Here is an 18,758-nt window from a genome sequence, read left to right as displayed (position 1 = left end):
AAATTGGATGAGATAAAAATATGCCAATTGGCTGTTTTTCTTTTTTGAAAATTTCGTTATACTCTTATTCATGGAGGGAAATGTTATGAAAAGAATCTTGACGATTGGTGGTTCTGATCCATTTGCTGGCGGAGGAATCCAAACAGACTTAAAAACTTTTGAAGATTTTGGTCTATTCGGGCTAAGCGCCCTGACATCTATAGGGGTACTAGATACGAATGGGCAATTTATCTTGGAATCTATTCCTTCAGAGTTGCTTGAACGACAGTTGGCTTCAATTGATCAAATGACTACATTAGATGGAATCAAGATCGGGTTATTAAATTCAAGTGAAGCAATCATGGTTGTTCGAGACTTCATAAAAGCAAAACAAAATATCCCAATCATCTTAGACCCGGTTTTGGCATTCAAAGAAACTGAAACTGTGATCAATCAATTGTATATTTCACAGCTCATCGAAGAACTTTTTCCACTTGTTACGATGATTACGCCTAATTTGGCAGAAGCTGCTTTACTTTCTGGTCAAGCTCTCCCCTCTTCGTTGATAGAAATGATCCATCTCGCTAAAGAGCTCACTGCTTCAGGAGCAAAGAAAATTGTAATAAAAGGCGGCACAAGGATGGCTGGCGAACAAGCTGTGGATCTTCTCTATTCAGTTGACCATCATGAGGTGTTTTCTCAGAAAAAAGTCGACACCCCAACAGTAAATGGTGCCGGTTGTGCCTTTTCTTCTGCAATAACAGCGAATCTTGTATTAGGATTAGATGTTTCAAAAGCCGTAGCAGAAAGTAAAAAATTTGTTGCCCATTGTATTTCCAATGGTGTGCTGATGAATGATCATACGGGAAGCGTCTGGTCTGGCGGTATCCAAAAAGGAGGAACGATAAATGAAAACTAAACAACTAACAATCTATGCAATGCTGATTGCGTTGACCGTTGCACTTTCATTAACTATTTTGATCCCTGTGCCGGCTACGAACGGTTTTGTGACATTATGTGAGGCTGGAATCTATACTGCTTCTTTTCTTTATGGTCCAATGGGTGGATTAGTTGTCGGTGCTTCCAGTGGACTATTAATCGATTTGATTTCAGGGTATCCGCAATGGGCTATTTTTTCATTAGTGATTCACGGATTACAAGGATATGTTGCCGGATCTTTCAGTAAATCTTCTACTCGCATGTGGCTATTTGGTCTTTTTTTAGGAAGCTTAGTTATGATCGTCGGCTATGGTATCGCCGGTTGGATTTTGTATGATTGGCCGGCTGGAGTGGCTTCTATCCCAGGGAATATCTTTCAAAATCTTATCGGTATGGGCCTTGCCTTTCCTATAACTGCAAGTCTTCAACGTATTCAAGCACGGAAGCAATATTAATTGAAAAGAAGGTTTTAGAGAATGAAGTTGTCAGAAAAAGAATTGAAAGTTCAATTGACTGAAATAGTTAATGACGTATTGGCTGAGGCACACTTGAAAAAAGGAGATCTCTTTGTTTTAGGGTGCAGCACAAGCGAAGTCGTCGGTGGACATATTGGAAAAAATTCCAGTGCGGAAGTTGGTCAGTGGATCATCCGTACGTTAAAAGAGCTATTAGATCCTAAAGAAATTGCGTTAGCTGTCCAAGGTTGCGAACATCTGAATCGAGCATTGGTGGTAGAACGAACAGTGGCAGAAGCAAAAAAATTCGAAATCGTCTCTGTTATTCCTGCATTACATGCTGGAGGTGCTTGTTCTGTTGCTGCTTTTGAACAGTTCAATGACCCTGTCGAAGTGGAGCATGTAATTGGGCAAGCCGGCATTGATATCGGTGACACTTCGATCGGTATGCATATCAAACATGTCCAAGTGCCTGTCAGACCTCGTTTGAAAACCTTGGGACAAGCCCATGTGACAGCCCTTCGCTCTCGTCCTAAATATATCGGTGGTCCTAGAGCAAATTATTAAGATGGGTAAATCAGAAAAACTTCCTCGGAAAGTCCAACTATTGAACTTTAACGAGGAAGTTTTTTAATTGTTTGTTTTATACAGACAAGCTTCATAAGGTGCTAGTGTTCCTTTTTTTTCAAAGTTTCCGTTAGAAGAATTTGACAAGAGTAATGTCCATGACTGATCTGCTTCTTTTGGGAGTTCATAGTCAGCAAATGATTCTGTCAAGTTTACCATAATAAGATACTGTTCATCTTCTAAATCTCTTTCATAGACATATAGTTGTGGATGTTCATGAAGATATTCTTTAAAAGAACCATATATCAGGCCTTTATTGATTTGTCTAATGCGGATCATGTTCTTATAGAATTGCAAGATCGAATCCGGTTCATGTTCTTGTTGTTCTACATTGATCGTTTTGGTATTTGGATTAGTGATCATCCAAGGCTCCTGTGTAGAAAAGCCAGCATATTCTTCTGAAGTCCATTGCATGGGTGTTCTGCTATTGTCTCTGGTGGTTTCACGAATAATATCCAATGCTTCTTCTCTTGTCTTACCTTCCGCAAGAAGCCTTTCATAAAGTCTTTTCGAATCCACTGCATCAACTTGATCGATCGATTCAAAAGGCATATTCGTCATTCCGATTTCTTGTCCTTGATAAATAAATGGCGTTCCTTGCAAAAAGAAATACATCATAGCGATTGCTTTTGCAGACATAGCCCAAAATTCGGGACGGGTATCTCCGAACACAGAAACGGCACGAGGAACATCATGGTTTTCCATATATAAAGCGTTCCATCCGATACCATCTAGGGAAGTTTGCCAAGCACTTAATGCATGTTTTAACTTAAGGACGTCTAATTGCCCTTCTTTTTCTTGCTGCCAAATATGGATATGATCGAATTCAAATATCATATCGAAATAACCGTCTTTTCCTACCCATTCCGGCCCTTCTTCTGCAGTGACGCCGCTTGCTTCTCCGACTGTCATGATATCGTACTCTTCGAAAACATGTTTTAAATCAGTCAAATGTTCTTCGATTCCCGAGACATTTTGAAAGGGTGAAAAAGGGTTCTCTGTGGCTTTTACTGAATATTCATCTTTTTTTACATGAGAAATCGCATCTAAGCGAAATCCGTCTATCCCTTTATCTAGCCACCATCGAATCATATTGAATAGTTCTTCTTTCAATTTCTCACTTTCCCAATTTAAGTCTGGTTGTTCTTTCGCAAAGACATGCAGATAATACTGTCCAGTTTCGTGAGAATATTCCCAAGCAGAGCCGCCGAAAATCGATGTCCAATTATTTGGTTCTTTGCCATCTACTCCATCGACCCAAATGTAATAATCTCGATAAGGACTTTCTTTGGATTTCTTCGATTCTTCAAACCATTGATGCTGATCCGAACTGTGGTTGATGACAAGATCCATAATGACTTTGATTCCTAGTTCATGTGCTTCTTTCAGCAATAAATCAAAATCTTCCATCGTTCCGAATCGCTTTTCTATGTCTTGATAGTCACTTACGTCATAACCATTATCGATAAATGGAGATTGATAGATTGGATTGATCCAGATAAATCCGATGCCAAGATCTTTCAAGTATCCAAGTTTTTCGCGGATCCCATTGATATCTCCTTGTCCATCGCCGTTGCTATCTTTGAAACTGGCCGGATAGATTTGATAGCCTACTGCTTCTTTCCACCATTTTTGTTCTTGTATCATATCGTTTCACTCCTTTAACGGTCCCTCTTGATTATAACCGATTCTATTTTAGAAGTATCCTTGTTACCGGTAACTAGAAACGAAAAGCTCAACGAATCTGCTAAGTGCGTTCGTTGAGCTTTATTTTATCATAGATAACGGGCAATCAATTGAATCATTTGCTTGGGAAATTCATTTAGGTCAGTAATATCTACAAAACGGCTTTCACCGTAGATCGACTTGATCTCTTCTTTGTCTTGACCAATAGCTGCGGAAACAAATAATATGCCTTGACGCTCGTATTCTTTCAAAACAGACTGGATGTCCTCTTTTGCTTTTTTGCCAGTATAATCTGGCAACGCCTTTGGCTGACCGTCACTAATATTAAGCAACAGTTTGGTTGTGGCGGATTGTCTGTTTAATTTTTCCGCTGCTAAACGAAGTGCCGCTCCATCACGATTGTTTTGTCTTGGTTTCATAGTGACTAATTTTTCATTTAACCATTGAAACCCGTCTTCAAATTCTTTATAAGAAAACAAAGAAGTCTTTTCTCTTGCTGAGCGGTCTGCTGTATCCCCGTAAATCAACAAGGGGATATCGACTTTCTTAGCAAATTCGGCAATGGCGATCGCTGCTTTTTTTGCCGCTTCGATCCGATCATCCCGTATCATTGATCCAGATTCATCGATCCGCACAGCTACCGCTAAGGAAGGTTGCTCATGTGGCGGGTTCTTTTTGTCAAAATTTCTCAAATCACCATATGCTACTCTACTTGCGTTAAACCGCTGTCCTTCATATTTTCCCTTTTGGTACGTCTCTGTTTGTTCATTATCCAGTAATTCTAAAATTTGTCGGCTAAGTGATTCTACTATCGGCATGACTTGCATTTGTAGCTCACGTGCTTCTTGCGTTTTTCCTTGGAAAGCTGGTCGGTGAACGATGAGACCTTCTTTTTCATGAATCGTTTCCTTCATGATTTGCCGCGCTTCTTTATTTAATTGCTTCTTGATTTCCTTATCATGTGTTTCCATGTCAGAAGCAGACATTTCTTGGGAATCCTCTTCTGTTTGTTGTTCCTTTTGATTTTTCCCTTCGATATCGCTCTTGCGTTCTTTTTGCATTTGAGGAGGCATCTCGTTTTTTTCTGTTGTTTTCTCTAGTCTCTCTGCTCCCTCATTTGGTTCTTCAGCAGACAGTTGTTTCTTTTCATCTAAGCGCAAAGTTTCTTCAGCATCTTCAGTGATGTTTCGTTCGTTTGCTTCTTCGGCGCTGATAGTTCTTCCTTTTGCATGCTCAGATTGAGGTTCTATTTGAGGATAGCCCCATTTTTCTTTTCTCAAAATGTCTTGAAGTTCCAATAGCAATCCACTCTCAGACAAAGCTTGCTCAAGGATCGCCAATTCATCTGGATCAGTGGATAATTTATACAAAACTTTTGGATAAATCGACTGGAGTAAATCTTGTCCTTGCTTATAGGTATTCGCCCAATAAAAATATGAACGCATTCCTGCTACACCTTTGATGGCATTTGCTTTTGCAGTTTCATCCAATAAACGGATAATCTCTGCCATCTTCATAAGGAGTTCTTGATTTTGAATCTGGGTTTTCGCCATCGCACGTTCTGCCATGACTTCTAAGGCAGGAAGATCCATTTTTTCCGCATGCTGCATCCGATCTCTTAAGGATTCATTTAAGGGTCGATTTCCTTGATAGTTTCGATTTGTGGTAATGACAATAATACAATCTGGATGGCGACGAATGATTCCTGTTGGCAAATTCAACATCCCATTGGGTTCGAGCGCTGAGTTAAGTGCCACAAGAACAGAAGCATCACGGATGACAGTCGGCTCTTGGATCTCTAATAGATATCCTTTTTCGATCGCTCGAACGATTTCAGAAGGATAATAACTATAATGGATTGCATCTGGATAATCGGCTTCGATTCTTTGAACTAACTCTGCTAATTTTTCTTTGGCAGAAAAAGAATCAATGCCGTAATGGTTCTGGATCAGTGTCAGTACAGCTTCAAGTGTATCTGTTTGGTAAATAGCTTCCAGCAATTCTTGGTCTTGTTCTTTATCGGAATCTACTACAGGTAATAAGGCGCCGAACACATCTGATTTATCCATATCTGCAAAACATGTCACTTTTGTATAGGGAAGTTGCAAATCAGCAGATAGTGCTTTTGCTAACTGTGTCTTACCCGATCCGGCGTCTCCTTCTAAAAGAACGTTACTGATTTTCATTTCAGGATCTTGCCAATTTTCTTTGATTTCAGAGGCGATCCGCCACTCTTCTGCACTTGTCCGATGGCTTTTCGGTTTCTTCCAGATCATTTGCTTTTCTAGCCGTGAAAAGGTCCGGTTTTCTGTTAGTGAGAAATTCTCCATGCTTCTCTTCCCCTTTTGATCATCTCTGTCTATTAATATCCTAACTCATCTAAAAGACGTTTTAAAATACGGAATCGTTCCCCAATCAGTTCTCCGTCTTTTTGTAGTGTATCGTAATACAAAATAATGTCTTCATCGATCTTTGGATTTTTGGTATCTACCTCGACTGTCATCCGGTTTCCCTGCAAACCAATGATGTCCACAACTGGATTTTCTGGATCATAGAATTTTTCATAACGATAAGCATCTTGAAAGTATAAACTTCCTTGTGCAGCTAAGATCGCTAAATCTAAAATACGTGTAATTGGTAATTCTTCTGATTGTCGAGACCATTTTTCTCCAGTATGTCGCCATACTTTGCCTGATATGTCGACTTTTCCACGGTCATTCCATTGAGCAAGACCCAAAGAAAGACCTTTTGCGTCCGTATTCAATGCATTTCTTCCATCAACTTTATCGTAGTCTTCTACAACGAGCACTGGTTTATGTTTTAAATTTGTAGGTATTTCCATGATTTTAACTCCTCGTCTTTCTATTTTTAGTAAATTAGTAAATCAGTAGTTTACTAATTTACTAAACTATATGCGACATTATAAATGACAGAAGAAAGAAATGCAAAGAAAAAGAGCCTGTTTGTTAGAAATATATAAAAACATCATCTTGCTCTTCTGCACGTTCATTTATCGCGTGAATAAAGAGCAAGATGATGTAGAATATTTTTGGTATGTTTTTTGAATAAAAGGAATTATTGCGCTGAAATGGCGATGCCGATGGCTTTTTCGCCTAAATGTGTACCAATGACTGGTCCAAAATGACCAACTTCGATTTCTGCATTTGGATATTTTTTCTGCAATTTCTCTTTTTCCGCAATCGCTACTTCTAAATTGTTTGCATGTATCACGTAAAGTTTGACTGGCGGTTGTATTTCGTTATTTCTTTTGCCAATGATTTCTTCAGCCCGAGCAAATGCTTTTTTACTTGAACGGATTTTTTCGAATAAAACAATTTTTCCTTCAGAAAATGTCAGGATCGGTTTGATTTTCAATAGGCTACCAATCAGTGCAGCGCCATTGGTCAATCGCCCTCCCCGTACTAAATTGTTCAAATCATCTACAATTAGATAAGCGTAAGTATTATCTCGAATTCGATCGACATGCGCAAGTATCTCATCAAGGGGCTGACCTTCATCATTTAAGTCTAAGGCAGCTTCTACCATATGTCCCATCGGCATACTAGTGATCTTAGAGTCATAAGGAATGACCGTTACTCCACTGATATCGTCTTTCATCGCAAATAAGGTGTTGACGAAACCAGAGATACCTGAAGAAAGATGGATACTTAAAATCGTGTCATACCCTTTCTCTTTCAATTCCTCATATAAAGCCAAAACTTCCCCTACGACAGGTTGTGAAGTAGTAGGAAAATCTTTACTGTTTTTTAAAAGTCCATAATATTCATCCGCTTCGATATCGATTCCTTCGTTATAAATTTTCCCATCCATAATCAAAGGGATTGGAATCACGAATAAGTCGGGATGGTTCTTGATACGTTCCGGCAGATACGCCGAACTATCTGTAACTACTGCAAGTTTCATGTGTTTAATTTCCTCGTTTCAAAGAATTTTTCCAGACCTCATAACTATATCATAAGTAAGATTAGATATGAAACTAAAATTGGAAAATAGAAAAACGACAAGCGTAATCATACGAGTTGCCGTTTTTCTAGTGACAGCAAAAAGACGACTAGTTAGCCTATTCTTTGCTTCCGCTACGATGTTTAACATTTTTCAACATTCGGAACCCATTTTTTCCGAATTGAGAAAATAAAAATACTAAACCCCCAATACTTCCTAAAGCCACACAATAAACCATTGCATAACTTTTTGATTCCATTGACAATCGCTGATTCAGCAAAAAGAAAATGATAAAACATACCGCAAGCATAATCAAGGTAGATCGGAAAGTTTTTAAGAAAAAACTGCTGATTTTTGCTAAAGGTGCTATTCGGTATTCTTTGCACATAAAGTGATAACCACGAACAAAGACGATGCCGAATCCCAAGCCATTTGATAAGCTCATCCCGTATCCGCCAACTAGACCTAGTCCGATTACTTGGAAGATGACTTTCAGGATAATTGCTTCTACAGTTAGTCGAATCGCAAAACGATGGTGGTTCAGAGATTGAAGCATCGTAGACAGAATCGTGAATAAAGAGAAAAACAAAGAAGCTAACAAAGCCATTTGGAAATAACCAACACTTTCAGGATCATAACCAAAAAACAATGTGTATAATGGACCAGCTAATAAAGACATCCCGGTCAATGAAGGAAGAAGGATCAATAACGCAATCGAAAAACTGTCTCCTACTGTCTTTTCGATTTGTAAACGATCTTTTTTCTTCATTGTGCTTAGTATTGGCAAACTACTTATAGCAACTGTTCCTACCATGGAAATCAGGATCAATGTCAGTTTGTTTGGATTAACAGAAGCACGACTGAATAAGAATTCCAGTTGCTGATCTGCAATCTCTGGACGGAAAAAGTGAAGCAGTGGTTTCATCGTTACTTGGTCAATCATTTGAACGATAGTAATGACGGAGCCGACAAAAATGAACGGTAGTGTTTCCCGAATGATAGAGACAGAGGCAGATCGGTTTTCTCTTTCGAAGTAACGGCTGGAAATCAAAAAGTCTTTAAGTTCAAAGAAGTCTTTTCTGCGTCCGACTATATACATATGGATAATCGCAGCTAATCCACCAAAGAAAGAAGCAACTGTACTGATCAATACAGCTTCTAATATGGTTCCGTCAGTCAATACGCGCAAGTAATAAGTACCAGCCAAGATAACGATCACTCGTACAGCTTGTTCAATAATCAAAGAAGTTCCATAAGGTCGTAAATCGTTTTTCCCTTGGAAGTATCCTCTCATTGCACTCAAAATCGGGATAGCAACCAAAGATGGGCATAAACTTCGGATAGCTAGTATCCCGTTGTTAACGTTAGCGATTGGACTGATTCCGGCTAGTAAAGGAGCAAATAAATACATCAACGCAGCAGAGGCGATACCGATGACGAACATGATATTGATCGTACTTCGAAAAATCAGCCGACAAGCAGCGTTATCTCCTTCTTTTGTTGCTACAGCTACTTTTTTTGCAATCGCATTTGGAAATCCGACTGTACCAAGCATCAGGAACAATCCATATGGAAGATAGCCAACATTGTATAATGTCGTAGCAAGCATACCATCTTGATTGTTCCCCATCATACTTAGCCAGGGAATCAAATAGACTACCCCTAAAACTTTACATAGAAGATTAGCAAAGGTTAGCCAAAATGTTCCTTGCATCAATTTTTTATTCATCTAATTTCCCTCAACTATTCTTTCATAAAATAAACATCTTCCCTATTATAGCAAAAAAACATAGAAGGACAAATCCCTCTTTAATTCTTAAAACAAAAAAGAGCTTGCATCATAAGTCAACACTAATCTTTTTCTCCGAATAAATGAACTTGCATCCACAATTGGCTGATGCAAATGCAGTTTGGATAGATCAGTTTGAACAACTTATGTCGCAATCTCTGTTTTTTTAGGGAATAAAACAGTTTAAAGCATGGACAGTAAAAAGACAGACGCAAGTCCTGTCAAAACTGACAATGCCATCGAACGTGTTTTGTAAGCCACACCTGCTACTAGAATCATTGCAGCTATTTTGATATTCCAAGCAATATCCAGATGTTCATGAGTAATGAAGACATCTTTGAAAGCTAACGCCGCAAACAATGCTACTGGTACATACTTCATCCAGTCACTAAACCAAGATGGCACTTTTCGATGAGTAAAATAAAGCATCGGGAACAAGCGCGGAATATACGCAACGATGAACAGACAAGCAACTAAAAACAGCAAATATAGTTTAGTCATGATGGTTGGCCTCCTGTTCCGGGAAGTTGAAGAGCGGTTCATTGACATCTTTGCCGCGATCCCTTAGTTTCTTGGCTTTTTCTTTTTTAAATACCTTCTCCAACATAAATCCGGCAAATGAAGCAATAACAGTAGCTGCAATCAAGCCGAATGTGTTTTGGAATAATACCATGAAGATCACCCCTAATACACCTGAAAACAAACCTGTAAAGATCAGTAGTGCGTTTTTCATTTGCATGACAAACATAAATATGAACATAGCAGTCAAAGCAAAATGGACAAGGTCAGCATCTACTCGAATCACCGAGCCAAAAAAATTACCGATCATGTTGCTACCGGCCCATGCAGCCATTGAGAACCAATTGACATATAAAGCCTTTCTTTTGTTCCAAGAGGGGTCAGTTGAGAACTTTAAGTAGTTCACCGCATAGTTTTCATCATTCAGTGATTGAGAAAAGACAGCTAAAAACGTCCGCTTTTCTTTTTTCATAAAACCGGCAAGACTTGCTCCTAATAATGTATAGCGTAATTCTAAAAAGAAAACCATCAATAATGTCGTTGCAAATGATGCTTGCGTCGTAAGCATAGATGCAACTAAAAACTGCGCGCCGCCGGAAAAGACCAGAATCGATAACAGCCCTGATAAGAGAGGATCAAATCCAACTTTTTGCAACAATACTCCGCAAGCTAATCCCACTGGTATATAGCTTATACAAAGCGGCATCACTGCATGCAAAGCTTGAAGCCATGGCGCACTTTTTTTTTTGTTCATTAAAATATCTCCTTTAATTACAACAAATAAACAGCGGACTCATTGTAACATAAATTCGCTAAATTGTAGCCGTTTTATTTAAAAACAAGATTATATTTTTCTCATTTTTGCTTCAATTCATGAACATACGTTTTATTTGTGAGAATAATTTGGGTCATATTTATCTGTTTCAATGTATATATACATCTTCTTGTCAGGAAGAGACTGACGCATATTTTTTTCAATATCATTGATGATCGAATACGTTTCATTTTCTTTGTTTCCAACAATATCTGCTTTTGCAGCGACTAAAATTTCCGTTGGACTTAAATGAACGGTTTTGATATCAATTAGCCGACTGATCTCAGGTCGTTCAAAGGCTAACTTGATTTTTGATAAATCGCTTGCTGTCACACTTTCACCAATGATCAGACTATAAAATTCTTTTGCTAGGAAAATCGCAGCTCCCATCAGTAAGAAACCGATCAGTAATCCGCTGATAGCATCAAATGCAGCAATCCCGGTTGCATAAGTCAAGATTGTTCCCGCTAAAGCCAAGACCAAACCGATTACAGCACACAAGTCTTCCGTAAATATAATCAGTATTTCACTATGTCGACTTTCGCGCAAAAAGCGCATCGTGGAAAGATTTTCAGTATTCAATTCTTTGATTTCCTTCATTGCGACACGCAAAGAACTTCCTTCGATTACCAAACCAAATAACAAAATGGCAATGACAATGATTGGATTACCAACTTCATGGGATGGATGCGTCAATTTTTCAAAAGCTTCCATCACCCCTAGTGCTCCCCCACCGAAGAAAAGCATCATTGCGACGATCGTACTAAAAAAATATTTTGCTCGGCCTTCACCAAATTGATGCAAGTCGCTCTGACCTTTATTAGCTTGTTTATCGCCAAATAGCAGCAAAATCTGATTACTACAATCAACGATACTATGGATGCTTTCATTCAGCATGGCGGCACTGCCACTGATTGCATAGCCGACAAATTTGCTGATAGCGACTAGAATATTAGCCCCTAGAGCAGCAATTACGGAAAACATTCCGCTTTTTTTAAAATTTTCCATATTCTTTTCCTTCTTTCATCAAGTGAACTGGCTAAAGTGCGGCAATATCCGCCCTTTAACAGTTTTTATGAAACTTATAGTTTAGATAAATTGAAAATGACCGATTGTCCATTGTTCAATTCGATCTCTTTTGCCCCAGTAGTAGCACTTTTCTCATCCACAGTAAACATCCAATAGGTTTGATTCTTTTCATCCTGAGAATGCCCTTCAAGCGAAGTGATGAAGCCATCATTTTCCTCGACTTCAAAATTTTGTTTCAAAATAGTCAGCAAAGTTTCTCCTTTTTTGAAAGTCACTTCTTTTTTCAAAAAGTTTTGACCATTTTCTTGTAACGTGATCGTTGCTTTTTGCGATGTTTTTACTTCCTCCTTTTGGTTGGAAGTCGATGGTGTGTTGGTTGTACTACAACTTGTCAACATGAGTACACTGACACTCATTGCAAGCAGACTATAAATTATTTTTTTCATTTTTTCCTCCTGAATGATTGTAAAAACGTTTGACGACTGGCAGAAAAACAAGGAAGAACACAACATTACCTATACTGTGCATCAGATCAAACGACACCCCTTGAAGGTAATAGACCCAAGGTTGAGGTAAATGATAGAGCAGCGTATCGAAAACAGTCATCCCTATTCCATAAACTATACCTGCTAGAAAAAAGCAGGTTCCTTTTAACCAGAGATTCCTTCGGATTGTTCTTCTCGAGCAGAAAATTGAAAACAACGCCAGAACGACGGTATAGCTGAGCCACTGACCGAAGACCCATGGACCCACACCAAAATAAAAACTGCTGATTGCGATAGAAAGACTCATGACAATTAGCGCATCTTTCAAGCTTAAGTAAAGAACTATAAACAAAAAAATAGCAGTCATTGGCTGGAAATTCGGAATAAATTGAAAAGCGATCCTACCTGCTACACAAGCAGCAGACAATAAGCTAAGCTGGGCGATTTTATTTGTGGACATTCTTGATGTAACTCCTCCTTCACCAGCAGATGATTCACGTTCATTCAGTACATACAGAAAAGACTTGTGACAATTATTCTGGATAACTGCCGCAAGTCCTTTGGAACAGAATTATCTGAATGACCTCTGGTAATCCAACTTATCCAATCAGGACTTTCTCACCATTAACGGAACCAAGAATTCGTAATTGATAAAGAAATCAATGACGGATCGTGGGTAATCTCCAGATGAGATCGACAAGACCGTTTGATCTTTTTCGTTTGTTGCTATCGTTAAAGACTGTCCTTTATCTAATCGTACTTGATAAGTAGTTTCGTTGATCTTTTCCATATCATAGGATGGATTTTTCATCGCCACGATAAAAATATCATCCAATACTTCATTCGTCAATTCAAATTCGCTCTGAAGGTTCAAACGAAGTGGCTTCGTATTGTCTAGTAGTGTCTGATTAACTGTAAAACCAAGTGTTCTAGCGTGGGCTAATAATTGATTCAATTTGTGATTGAAGATCGTGATCTGTCCTGCTGAGAATACTCGATCAACTGACCAGTATCGGATCAAAGAAAGCACTCGATCATCCTGGACATCGATTTCCATCGTCTCTGGTGATACATTTAGAAGACTCATCGATTCCACTTGGTATCGTTGATCGATGGTCGGTAATACAAAGGAAAAGACTAATTCGTTTTGTCCATTCAACGTATAATTGATAGAGAAATGTCTTGTTTTCCATGTGTCATAAGCTGAATTTGATCGTTCCAGACCAATATCATTCAACGGTTTCAGTAATTCATATGTGAAGTATTCGATCAGACTTGTCTTTCCAATCGTTGAGATCGGTTCTTCATTCAATATAAAGCGGTCATATGATTCTAATAATTCGGGAAAATCTGATTCAATCAAATATTTTCTCATACGTAAATCCGCTAATTCTGCTTCCGCTGTTTCAATCAAACTGACGATATCTTGATGATCTTGCTCTTTTCCTTCTAAATACCCGGGATTTTCAGATACTTCATAAGCATGCGTGTTTTCTGAAGTATCCGTATTCGTCGGAGTTACTTTTTCTTTTTCATGGATTTTTGTTTCTTCTGGCATAGGGACTTCTTCTGTGTCATCCAGTGGCTTACTTGTTTGTTCCTCTAATGAAGTGTTCGTTTCTTCATGATCTTCTGTCTGTGCTTCATTTTTTGTCCATTCTGCTTCATCGTGTTCATTCATACTCGGAACCTCCTTCATTAGATTGATTATTAGGATTTTCATTACCAAGATAATTCATCAAGAATTCATGGATTGCTTGACCAAACCCCTCTTTGCTACCGAAATAGCGACTGATTTGCCGTTGCTCTTTTTCTACGATGGCTGCGCGAAGTTGGTCCGCTCTTGCTTCTTGTTTCAATGCTTCTTTTTGCTGCTGGATTGTTTCAGGTGTCTCGATATAAGGAAGCCAGCCTAATTTTTCATTAGATAGCACTTGCTTCTTCTTCTCTAATTCTTGAATTTCTTCCTCGATTTTCTTACGATTCAAGAATCCTTTATTATCGTCCAAATCAGTCATCTGCCGATTGATTTCTTTTATCTGTTCGTCTAGACGTTCGATCTCTGTCTGGGCTGTGATCACCTTCGCGTCTAGCTCATTGATTTTTTTGTCATAGTCCGTTGTCTCCGGTTGGGAATATTTCTCCCACTCTTCATCGATCCTAGGCAAAACAAAAATTTCTGGCAAACTTGCATCGATACCAATTGTAGGGCGATCATGGTAATAAGTGCCGATTTTGTAATAGCTCATCGTTGGTGAGATGCTTTCTACTTGTTCCATAAAAGGAAATTCTTGCAAAAAACGATCATGGATCTTACGCATCAGCAATTGGTCAATCTCGTGATTTTCATTTGAGCTTCGTTTTAATTCTTCGTTCAATCGGCCGTTGTACAAACGGTAGATCTCAGGAATATCTTCTTCGCGGACAGCTTTTTCAAAAGCCTGTAAATCTTCTAATAATTGGGAAAGATTCATGCTTGCTTTTTCTTTGATATCATAAAAAGAAGACGATTCTTTTGCTGTATCCTGATTCGTGCTCGTCTCCTCTAGTTCGCCTTGCTCATAATTTGTGTTTGTATCTGGTTCTTTCATACTACTTGCCTCCTCTTACTCATCTGATTTTCACTTATTAATACTTCAATAGTACCATTTTCTGTAAAAAATTGTTATAAAAAAGAGCGGGCAATGCTCCATAAAACAGGCTGCACCAAAATTTGGCACAGCCTTTTTTTCGATCAACTAGTCTTTGATATCTGATTCATCTGATAGGACAGAATCGAATGCAATGACTTTTATCATATTCTTTTATTTACTAGGCAGATCTCTTGTTGTGAAATGAATGCGCTGATGGTCATCACGAGTTAGTTGCGTTTCTTCGTTTAAATAAGTAAACGTCAATTGTTCTAATTCGGGATCTTCAAGCATTTTTTCATAACCGGTAAAAATCGAACGGATATAGTGTTTATATGCGTTTTTCTTTTTCTGTCTTTTTTTCATGTAGCACCTTCCTTATCAAAAACTATCATACCAATGAATAACTATATAGACAAGTTGGTTTAAACCATTTTCTTTGTTTTTTTGAGGAATTTTGCTCTTCCAGTTGACGAATCCAAAAAAAAATGAAAAAATGCTTTAGTACTTAAGGAGGGAACCCAGTGAAAAAAATTGGTTTTGATTCAGAGAAATATATTGAAGAGCAGTCCGCGTATATTTTGGAACGAGTGAACCACTATGATAAATTATATTTGGAATTTGGTGGAAAGCTAGTGGATGACAAACATGCAAAACGTGTACTTCCAGGATTTGAAGAAGATGCGAAAATCAAACTGCTACAAAAATTAAAAGATCAGGCTGAAATACTGATTTGCGTCTATGCCGGAGACATTGAACGTAATAAGATCCGCGGTGATTATGGGATTACTTATGATATGGATATCTTGCGGCTGATTGATGAATTACGTGGTTATGGATTATTGATCAACAGTGTCGTTATCACTCGCTATAGCGGCCAGCCTGCCACGAAAGTCTTTATCAATAAACTAGAAAGACGAAATATCAAAGTCTATAAACATTCAGAAATCGAAGACTATCCAGTCAACGTAGAAAAAATCGTTTCAGAAGATGGGTTTGGGAAAAACGAATACATTGAAACAACTAAACCAATCGTTGTAGTGACAGCTCCTGGACCAGGAAGCGGAAAACTCGCTACTTGTTTGAACCAACTGTATCATGAAAGCCAAAAAGGACATGCAGCTGGTTACTCCAAGTTCGAAACTTTTCCAGTATGGAACGTTCCGTTGAAACATCCATTGAACATTGCCTATGAAGCAGCCACAGTCGATTTGAAGGATGTCAATATGATCGATTCCTTCCACTTTGACGCCTACAATAAAGTAGCTGTAAATTATAATCGAGATGTTGAAACCTTCCCTGTAATCAAACGTATTATTGAAAAAATTACTGGTAAAGAATCTGTTTATCAATCTCCTACTGACATGGGTGTGAATCGTGTAGGATTTGGTATCGTGGATGATGCGGTTGTCCAAGAAGCTTCTAAACAAGAAATCATCCGCCGCTATTTCCAAACAGAGTGTGACTTCAAAAAAGGATTGATTGACGAAGAAGCAGTTAATCGAATCAAATTGATTATGGAAGAAGTCGGATTACGCCCTGAAGACCGAAACGTTGTCGTTCCTGCCCATGATTATGCAGATAAAATTCAAGCACAAAGTCCTACAAAAGATCCTTCTGCTGTGATTGCCATCGAATTACCAGATGAAGTCATTATTACCGGACGTACAAGCTCATTGATGGATGCGTCAGCGGCAGTCATCTTAAATGCAGTAAAACATTTAGCGCATATTGCAGATGACATTCCTTTATTATCACCATTAGTTCTTGAAACAATACAAGGATTGAAGTCAAAGACACTTCATTCCTCTTTGGATGCACTAAGCATCAATGAGGTCTTGATCGCTTTATCAATCAGTGCAGTAACGAATCCAATCGCTCAAGTTGCTTATGATAAACTAGCTGAACTTGAGGGAGCGCAAGCCCACTCCACTGTGATGGTCAATAAAAATGATGAACAAACATTGAAAAAACTAGGAATCGATATTACTTGCGCACCTGTCTACCCTTCAGAAAATCTATACTACCAATAGAAAAAATTCACTTATAAAGGATGAAAACGAAACTATTAGCATTAGCTTAAACAATAGTTTCGTTTTCTTTTTTAATAGCATAAATAACATTGACGCTATCAATAATGTCTTTATTTGTTTATTCATTTCCGACTTTCCTCCTCTATTCTTAGGACCTGTTGAAATTTTGCAGGAGATACCTCTAAAATTCCTCCTTCATAGTAAACAGTAATCTTGTCTCCTATCTGAAACCCATCATTTTTTTAACGGAAACACTAAATATCTGTCATTTTATTTTTTTTAGAATAGAAAAACATTTAATTCCTACAAGAATACTGCCGATAATAAAAAAATTTTTTTCATAACGACTTCCTTCATACATCAGAAAATGTATTTCATACCCATTAATTATCAAAAACCTCTTAATTAGTCCTTTAATAGTCTTTTGGAAAGTAAAAAAAACAATGGAACATCAGTTTTTTAGCGTCTTTTATCTGTTTTTTCGATTTATTTTGGTTGCTTTATATTCTAATGGAAAATGAATGCGTTTTACTCTAAAAAAGTAATGAAAATTTCACTAAAGATTAGTATTTTATTTACAAAACAGGTAAAATAAAACGGAATTTGGAATAGGAGTGATTATTTGAGTTATTTATTAGGTATTATTGGTTTATTTGTCACATTAGGTCTTGCTTATTTGATTAGTAGCAACAAAAAAGCAATCAAATTGAAACCACTAATTGTGATGTTCGTTTTACAGCTTGTTCTTGGTTTCGTATTATTACGTACAACTTTTGGTACAGCGGTTGTTTCTGTATTGGCAAAAATGTTTGATCATCTTCTTGCTTTCGCTGGGCAAGGTGTTGACTTTGTTTTTGCCGGTGTAGCAAATAAAGGAAGTGCACCTTTCTTTCTTTCCGTATTGATGCCAATCGTATTTATTTCTGCTATTATCGGGATTTTACGCTACATCAAAATTCTTCCATTGTTTATGAAAGCCGTTGGTCTTGGGTTAAGCAAAATCAACGGAATGGGCAAATTAGAATCCTACAACGGAGTAGCTTCTGCTATTTTAGGGCAATCGGAAGTATTTATTTCCATAAAGAAGGAATTACCTTTCTTATCTGAGAAACGTTTATTCACCATGAGTGTCTCGGCTATGTCTACCGTGTCTATGTCAATCGTCGGATCTTATATGGCACTAATCGATTCTAAATATGTGATCACTGCCCTTGTTTTAAATTTATTTGGCGGATATATTCTGGCTTCGATTGTGAATCCCTATGTATTAGAAGAAAAAGAAGACGAACTAATTATTGAAGAAAACAAAGAACAGACCTTTTTCCAAATGTTGGGAGAATACATTCTTGATGGTTTCCATGTGGCAATCACGGTTGCTGCTATGCTTATCGGATTCGTTGCCTTGATTGCCATGATCAATGCTATCTTTCATGGGATATTCGGTATTACTTTCCAAGAGATTTTAGGTTATATCTTTGCCCCTCTTGCCTTCATCAGTGGAATCCCATGGAAAGAAGCAGTGGATGCTGGTAGTATCATGGCGACTAAATTGGTTACAAATGAATTTGTTGCTATGACAGAATTAGCTAACGGTCATTTCCATTTTACTGAACGCACAACAGCGATCATATCTGTTTTCCTTGTTTCATTTGCCAACTTCTCTTCTATCGGGATCATTTCCGGTGCGATGAAGGGGTTAAACGAAGAAAAAGGAAATCTTGTTGCAAAACATGGGTTGAAGATCTTGTTAACAGCGACTTTAGTCAGCTTTTTAAGTGCTATTGTGACTGGATTACTGGTATAATAAACA

At 38.0% G+C, this 18,758-nt stretch carries 18 protein-coding genes; 5 read left to right on the top strand and 13 right to left on the bottom strand.

Features of this window, described 5'->3' with window-relative positions:
- Window positions 1-85: 85 nt before the first annotated feature.
- From QK255_RS06595 to QK255_RS06585, 3 genes are read left to right on the top strand one after another with little or no spacing between them, the layout of a single operon-like run.
- On the top strand, window positions 86-898 hold the full coding sequence (locus tag QK255_RS06595; protein ID WP_002290785.1) for a hydroxymethylpyrimidine/phosphomethylpyrimidine kinase: 813 nt from the start codon (window positions 86-88) through the stop codon (window positions 896-898).
- Window positions 888-1,373, top strand: coding sequence for an ECF transporter S component (locus QK255_RS06590; protein ID WP_002290784.1), 486 nt, complete (start codon window positions 888-890; stop codon window positions 1,371-1,373). The genes QK255_RS06595 and QK255_RS06590 overlap by 11 nt, the downstream gene beginning before the upstream one ends.
- A 21-nt stretch (window positions 1,374-1,394) precedes the next feature.
- A complete protein-coding gene (locus QK255_RS06585) occupies window positions 1,395-1,940 on the top strand; it encodes a TIGR01440 family protein (protein ID WP_002290783.1) in 546 nt (181 codons plus the stop codon).
- A gap of 63 nt (window positions 1,941-2,003) precedes the next feature.
- On the opposite strand, the gene QK255_RS06580 is transcribed toward QK255_RS06585, so the two are convergent.
- The 13 genes from QK255_RS06580 to QK255_RS06520 all read right to left on the bottom strand — a co-directional run bounded on the left by QK255_RS06580 (window position 2,004) and on the right by QK255_RS06520 (window position 15,281).
- Complete coding sequence (locus QK255_RS06580; protein ID WP_002290782.1) at window positions 2,004-3,647, bottom strand: glycoside hydrolase family 13 protein; 1,644 nt, start codon at window positions 3,645-3,647, stop codon at window positions 2,004-2,006.
- Between the two features lie 128 nt (window positions 3,648-3,775).
- Window positions 3,776-6,016 (bottom strand): AAA family ATPase, encoded by a 2,241-nt coding sequence (locus tag QK255_RS06575; protein ID WP_002290780.1) that lies wholly within the window; start codon window positions 6,014-6,016, stop codon window positions 3,776-3,778.
- 32 nt (window positions 6,017-6,048) lie between these two features.
- Window positions 6,049-6,528, bottom strand: coding sequence for a DUF6530 family protein (locus tag QK255_RS06570; RefSeq protein WP_002290778.1), 480 nt, complete (start codon window positions 6,526-6,528; stop codon window positions 6,049-6,051).
- A gap of 233 nt (window positions 6,529-6,761) precedes the next feature.
- Window positions 6,762-7,610 carry a DegV family protein gene (locus QK255_RS06565; RefSeq protein ID WP_002290771.1) on the bottom strand — a complete coding sequence of 283 codons (849 nt, stop codon included), beginning with the start codon at window positions 7,608-7,610 and terminating at the stop codon, window positions 6,762-6,764.
- Between the two features lie 157 nt (window positions 7,611-7,767).
- Window positions 7,768-9,378 (bottom strand): polysaccharide biosynthesis protein, encoded by a 1,611-nt coding sequence (locus QK255_RS06560; RefSeq protein WP_002290770.1) that lies wholly within the window; start codon window positions 9,376-9,378, stop codon window positions 7,768-7,770.
- A 243-nt stretch (window positions 9,379-9,621) separates the two neighbouring features.
- Complete coding sequence (locus QK255_RS06555; protein ID WP_002290769.1) at window positions 9,622-9,939, bottom strand: AzlD domain-containing protein; 318 nt, start codon at window positions 9,937-9,939, stop codon at window positions 9,622-9,624.
- A complete protein-coding gene (locus QK255_RS06550; protein WP_002290767.1) occupies window positions 9,932-10,711 on the bottom strand; it encodes an AzlC family ABC transporter permease in 780 nt (259 codons plus the stop codon). Before QK255_RS06550 ends, QK255_RS06555 begins: the two co-directional genes overlap by 8 nt.
- Window positions 10,712-10,843: 132 nt before the next feature.
- Entirely contained in the window at window positions 10,844-11,779 is a 936-nt protein-coding gene (locus QK255_RS06545; protein ID WP_002290766.1) for a cation diffusion facilitator family transporter, read from the bottom strand.
- 74 nt (window positions 11,780-11,853) lie between these two features.
- Window positions 11,854-12,246 (bottom strand): DUF4430 domain-containing protein, encoded by a 393-nt coding sequence (locus QK255_RS06540; RefSeq protein ID WP_002290765.1) that lies wholly within the window; start codon window positions 12,244-12,246, stop codon window positions 11,854-11,856.
- Window positions 12,227-12,745 carry a hypothetical protein gene (locus QK255_RS06535; RefSeq protein WP_002290764.1) on the bottom strand — a complete coding sequence of 173 codons (519 nt, stop codon included), beginning with the start codon at window positions 12,743-12,745 and terminating at the stop codon, window positions 12,227-12,229. The genes QK255_RS06540 and QK255_RS06535 overlap by 20 nt, the downstream gene beginning before the upstream one ends.
- Window positions 12,746-12,892: 147 nt before the next feature.
- Window positions 12,893-13,966 carry a hypothetical protein gene (locus tag QK255_RS06530; protein WP_002290763.1) on the bottom strand — a complete coding sequence of 358 codons (1,074 nt, stop codon included), beginning with the start codon at window positions 13,964-13,966 and terminating at the stop codon, window positions 12,893-12,895.
- Window positions 13,959-14,876, bottom strand: a complete 918-nt coding sequence (locus QK255_RS06525; protein ID WP_002290761.1) for a coiled-coil domain-containing protein — start codon at window positions 14,874-14,876, stop codon at window positions 13,959-13,961. The genes QK255_RS06530 and QK255_RS06525 overlap by 8 nt, the downstream gene beginning before the upstream one ends.
- A 213-nt stretch (window positions 14,877-15,089) precedes the next feature.
- A complete protein-coding gene (locus QK255_RS06520) occupies window positions 15,090-15,281 on the bottom strand; it encodes a hypothetical protein (protein WP_002290760.1) in 192 nt (63 codons plus the stop codon).
- Window positions 15,282-15,439: 158 nt separating this feature from the next.
- Here QK255_RS06520 and QK255_RS06515 point away from each other — a divergent pair, with 158 nt between their 5' ends.
- Window positions 15,440-16,948, top strand: coding sequence for a DUF1846 domain-containing protein (locus tag QK255_RS06515; RefSeq protein WP_002290758.1), 1,509 nt, complete (start codon window positions 15,440-15,442; stop codon window positions 16,946-16,948).
- A gap of 622 nt (window positions 16,949-17,570) precedes the next feature.
- The gene (locus tag QK255_RS06510) at window positions 17,571-18,752 is read left to right on the top strand and encodes a NupC/NupG family nucleoside CNT transporter (protein ID WP_002290754.1); all 1,182 of its coding nucleotides are present in this window, start codon (window positions 17,571-17,573) and stop codon (window positions 18,750-18,752) included.
- The last annotated feature ends 6 nt before the right edge of the window (window positions 18,753-18,758 follow it).

Source organism: Enterococcus sp. ZQ21 (assembly GCF_030053755.1).
GTDB lineage: Bacteria > Bacillota > Bacilli > Lactobacillales > Enterococcaceae > Enterococcus_B > Enterococcus_B lactis.
The sequence above is the reverse complement of the archived record's forward strand: the minus strand, read 5'-3'. Positions and strand labels throughout refer to the sequence as shown.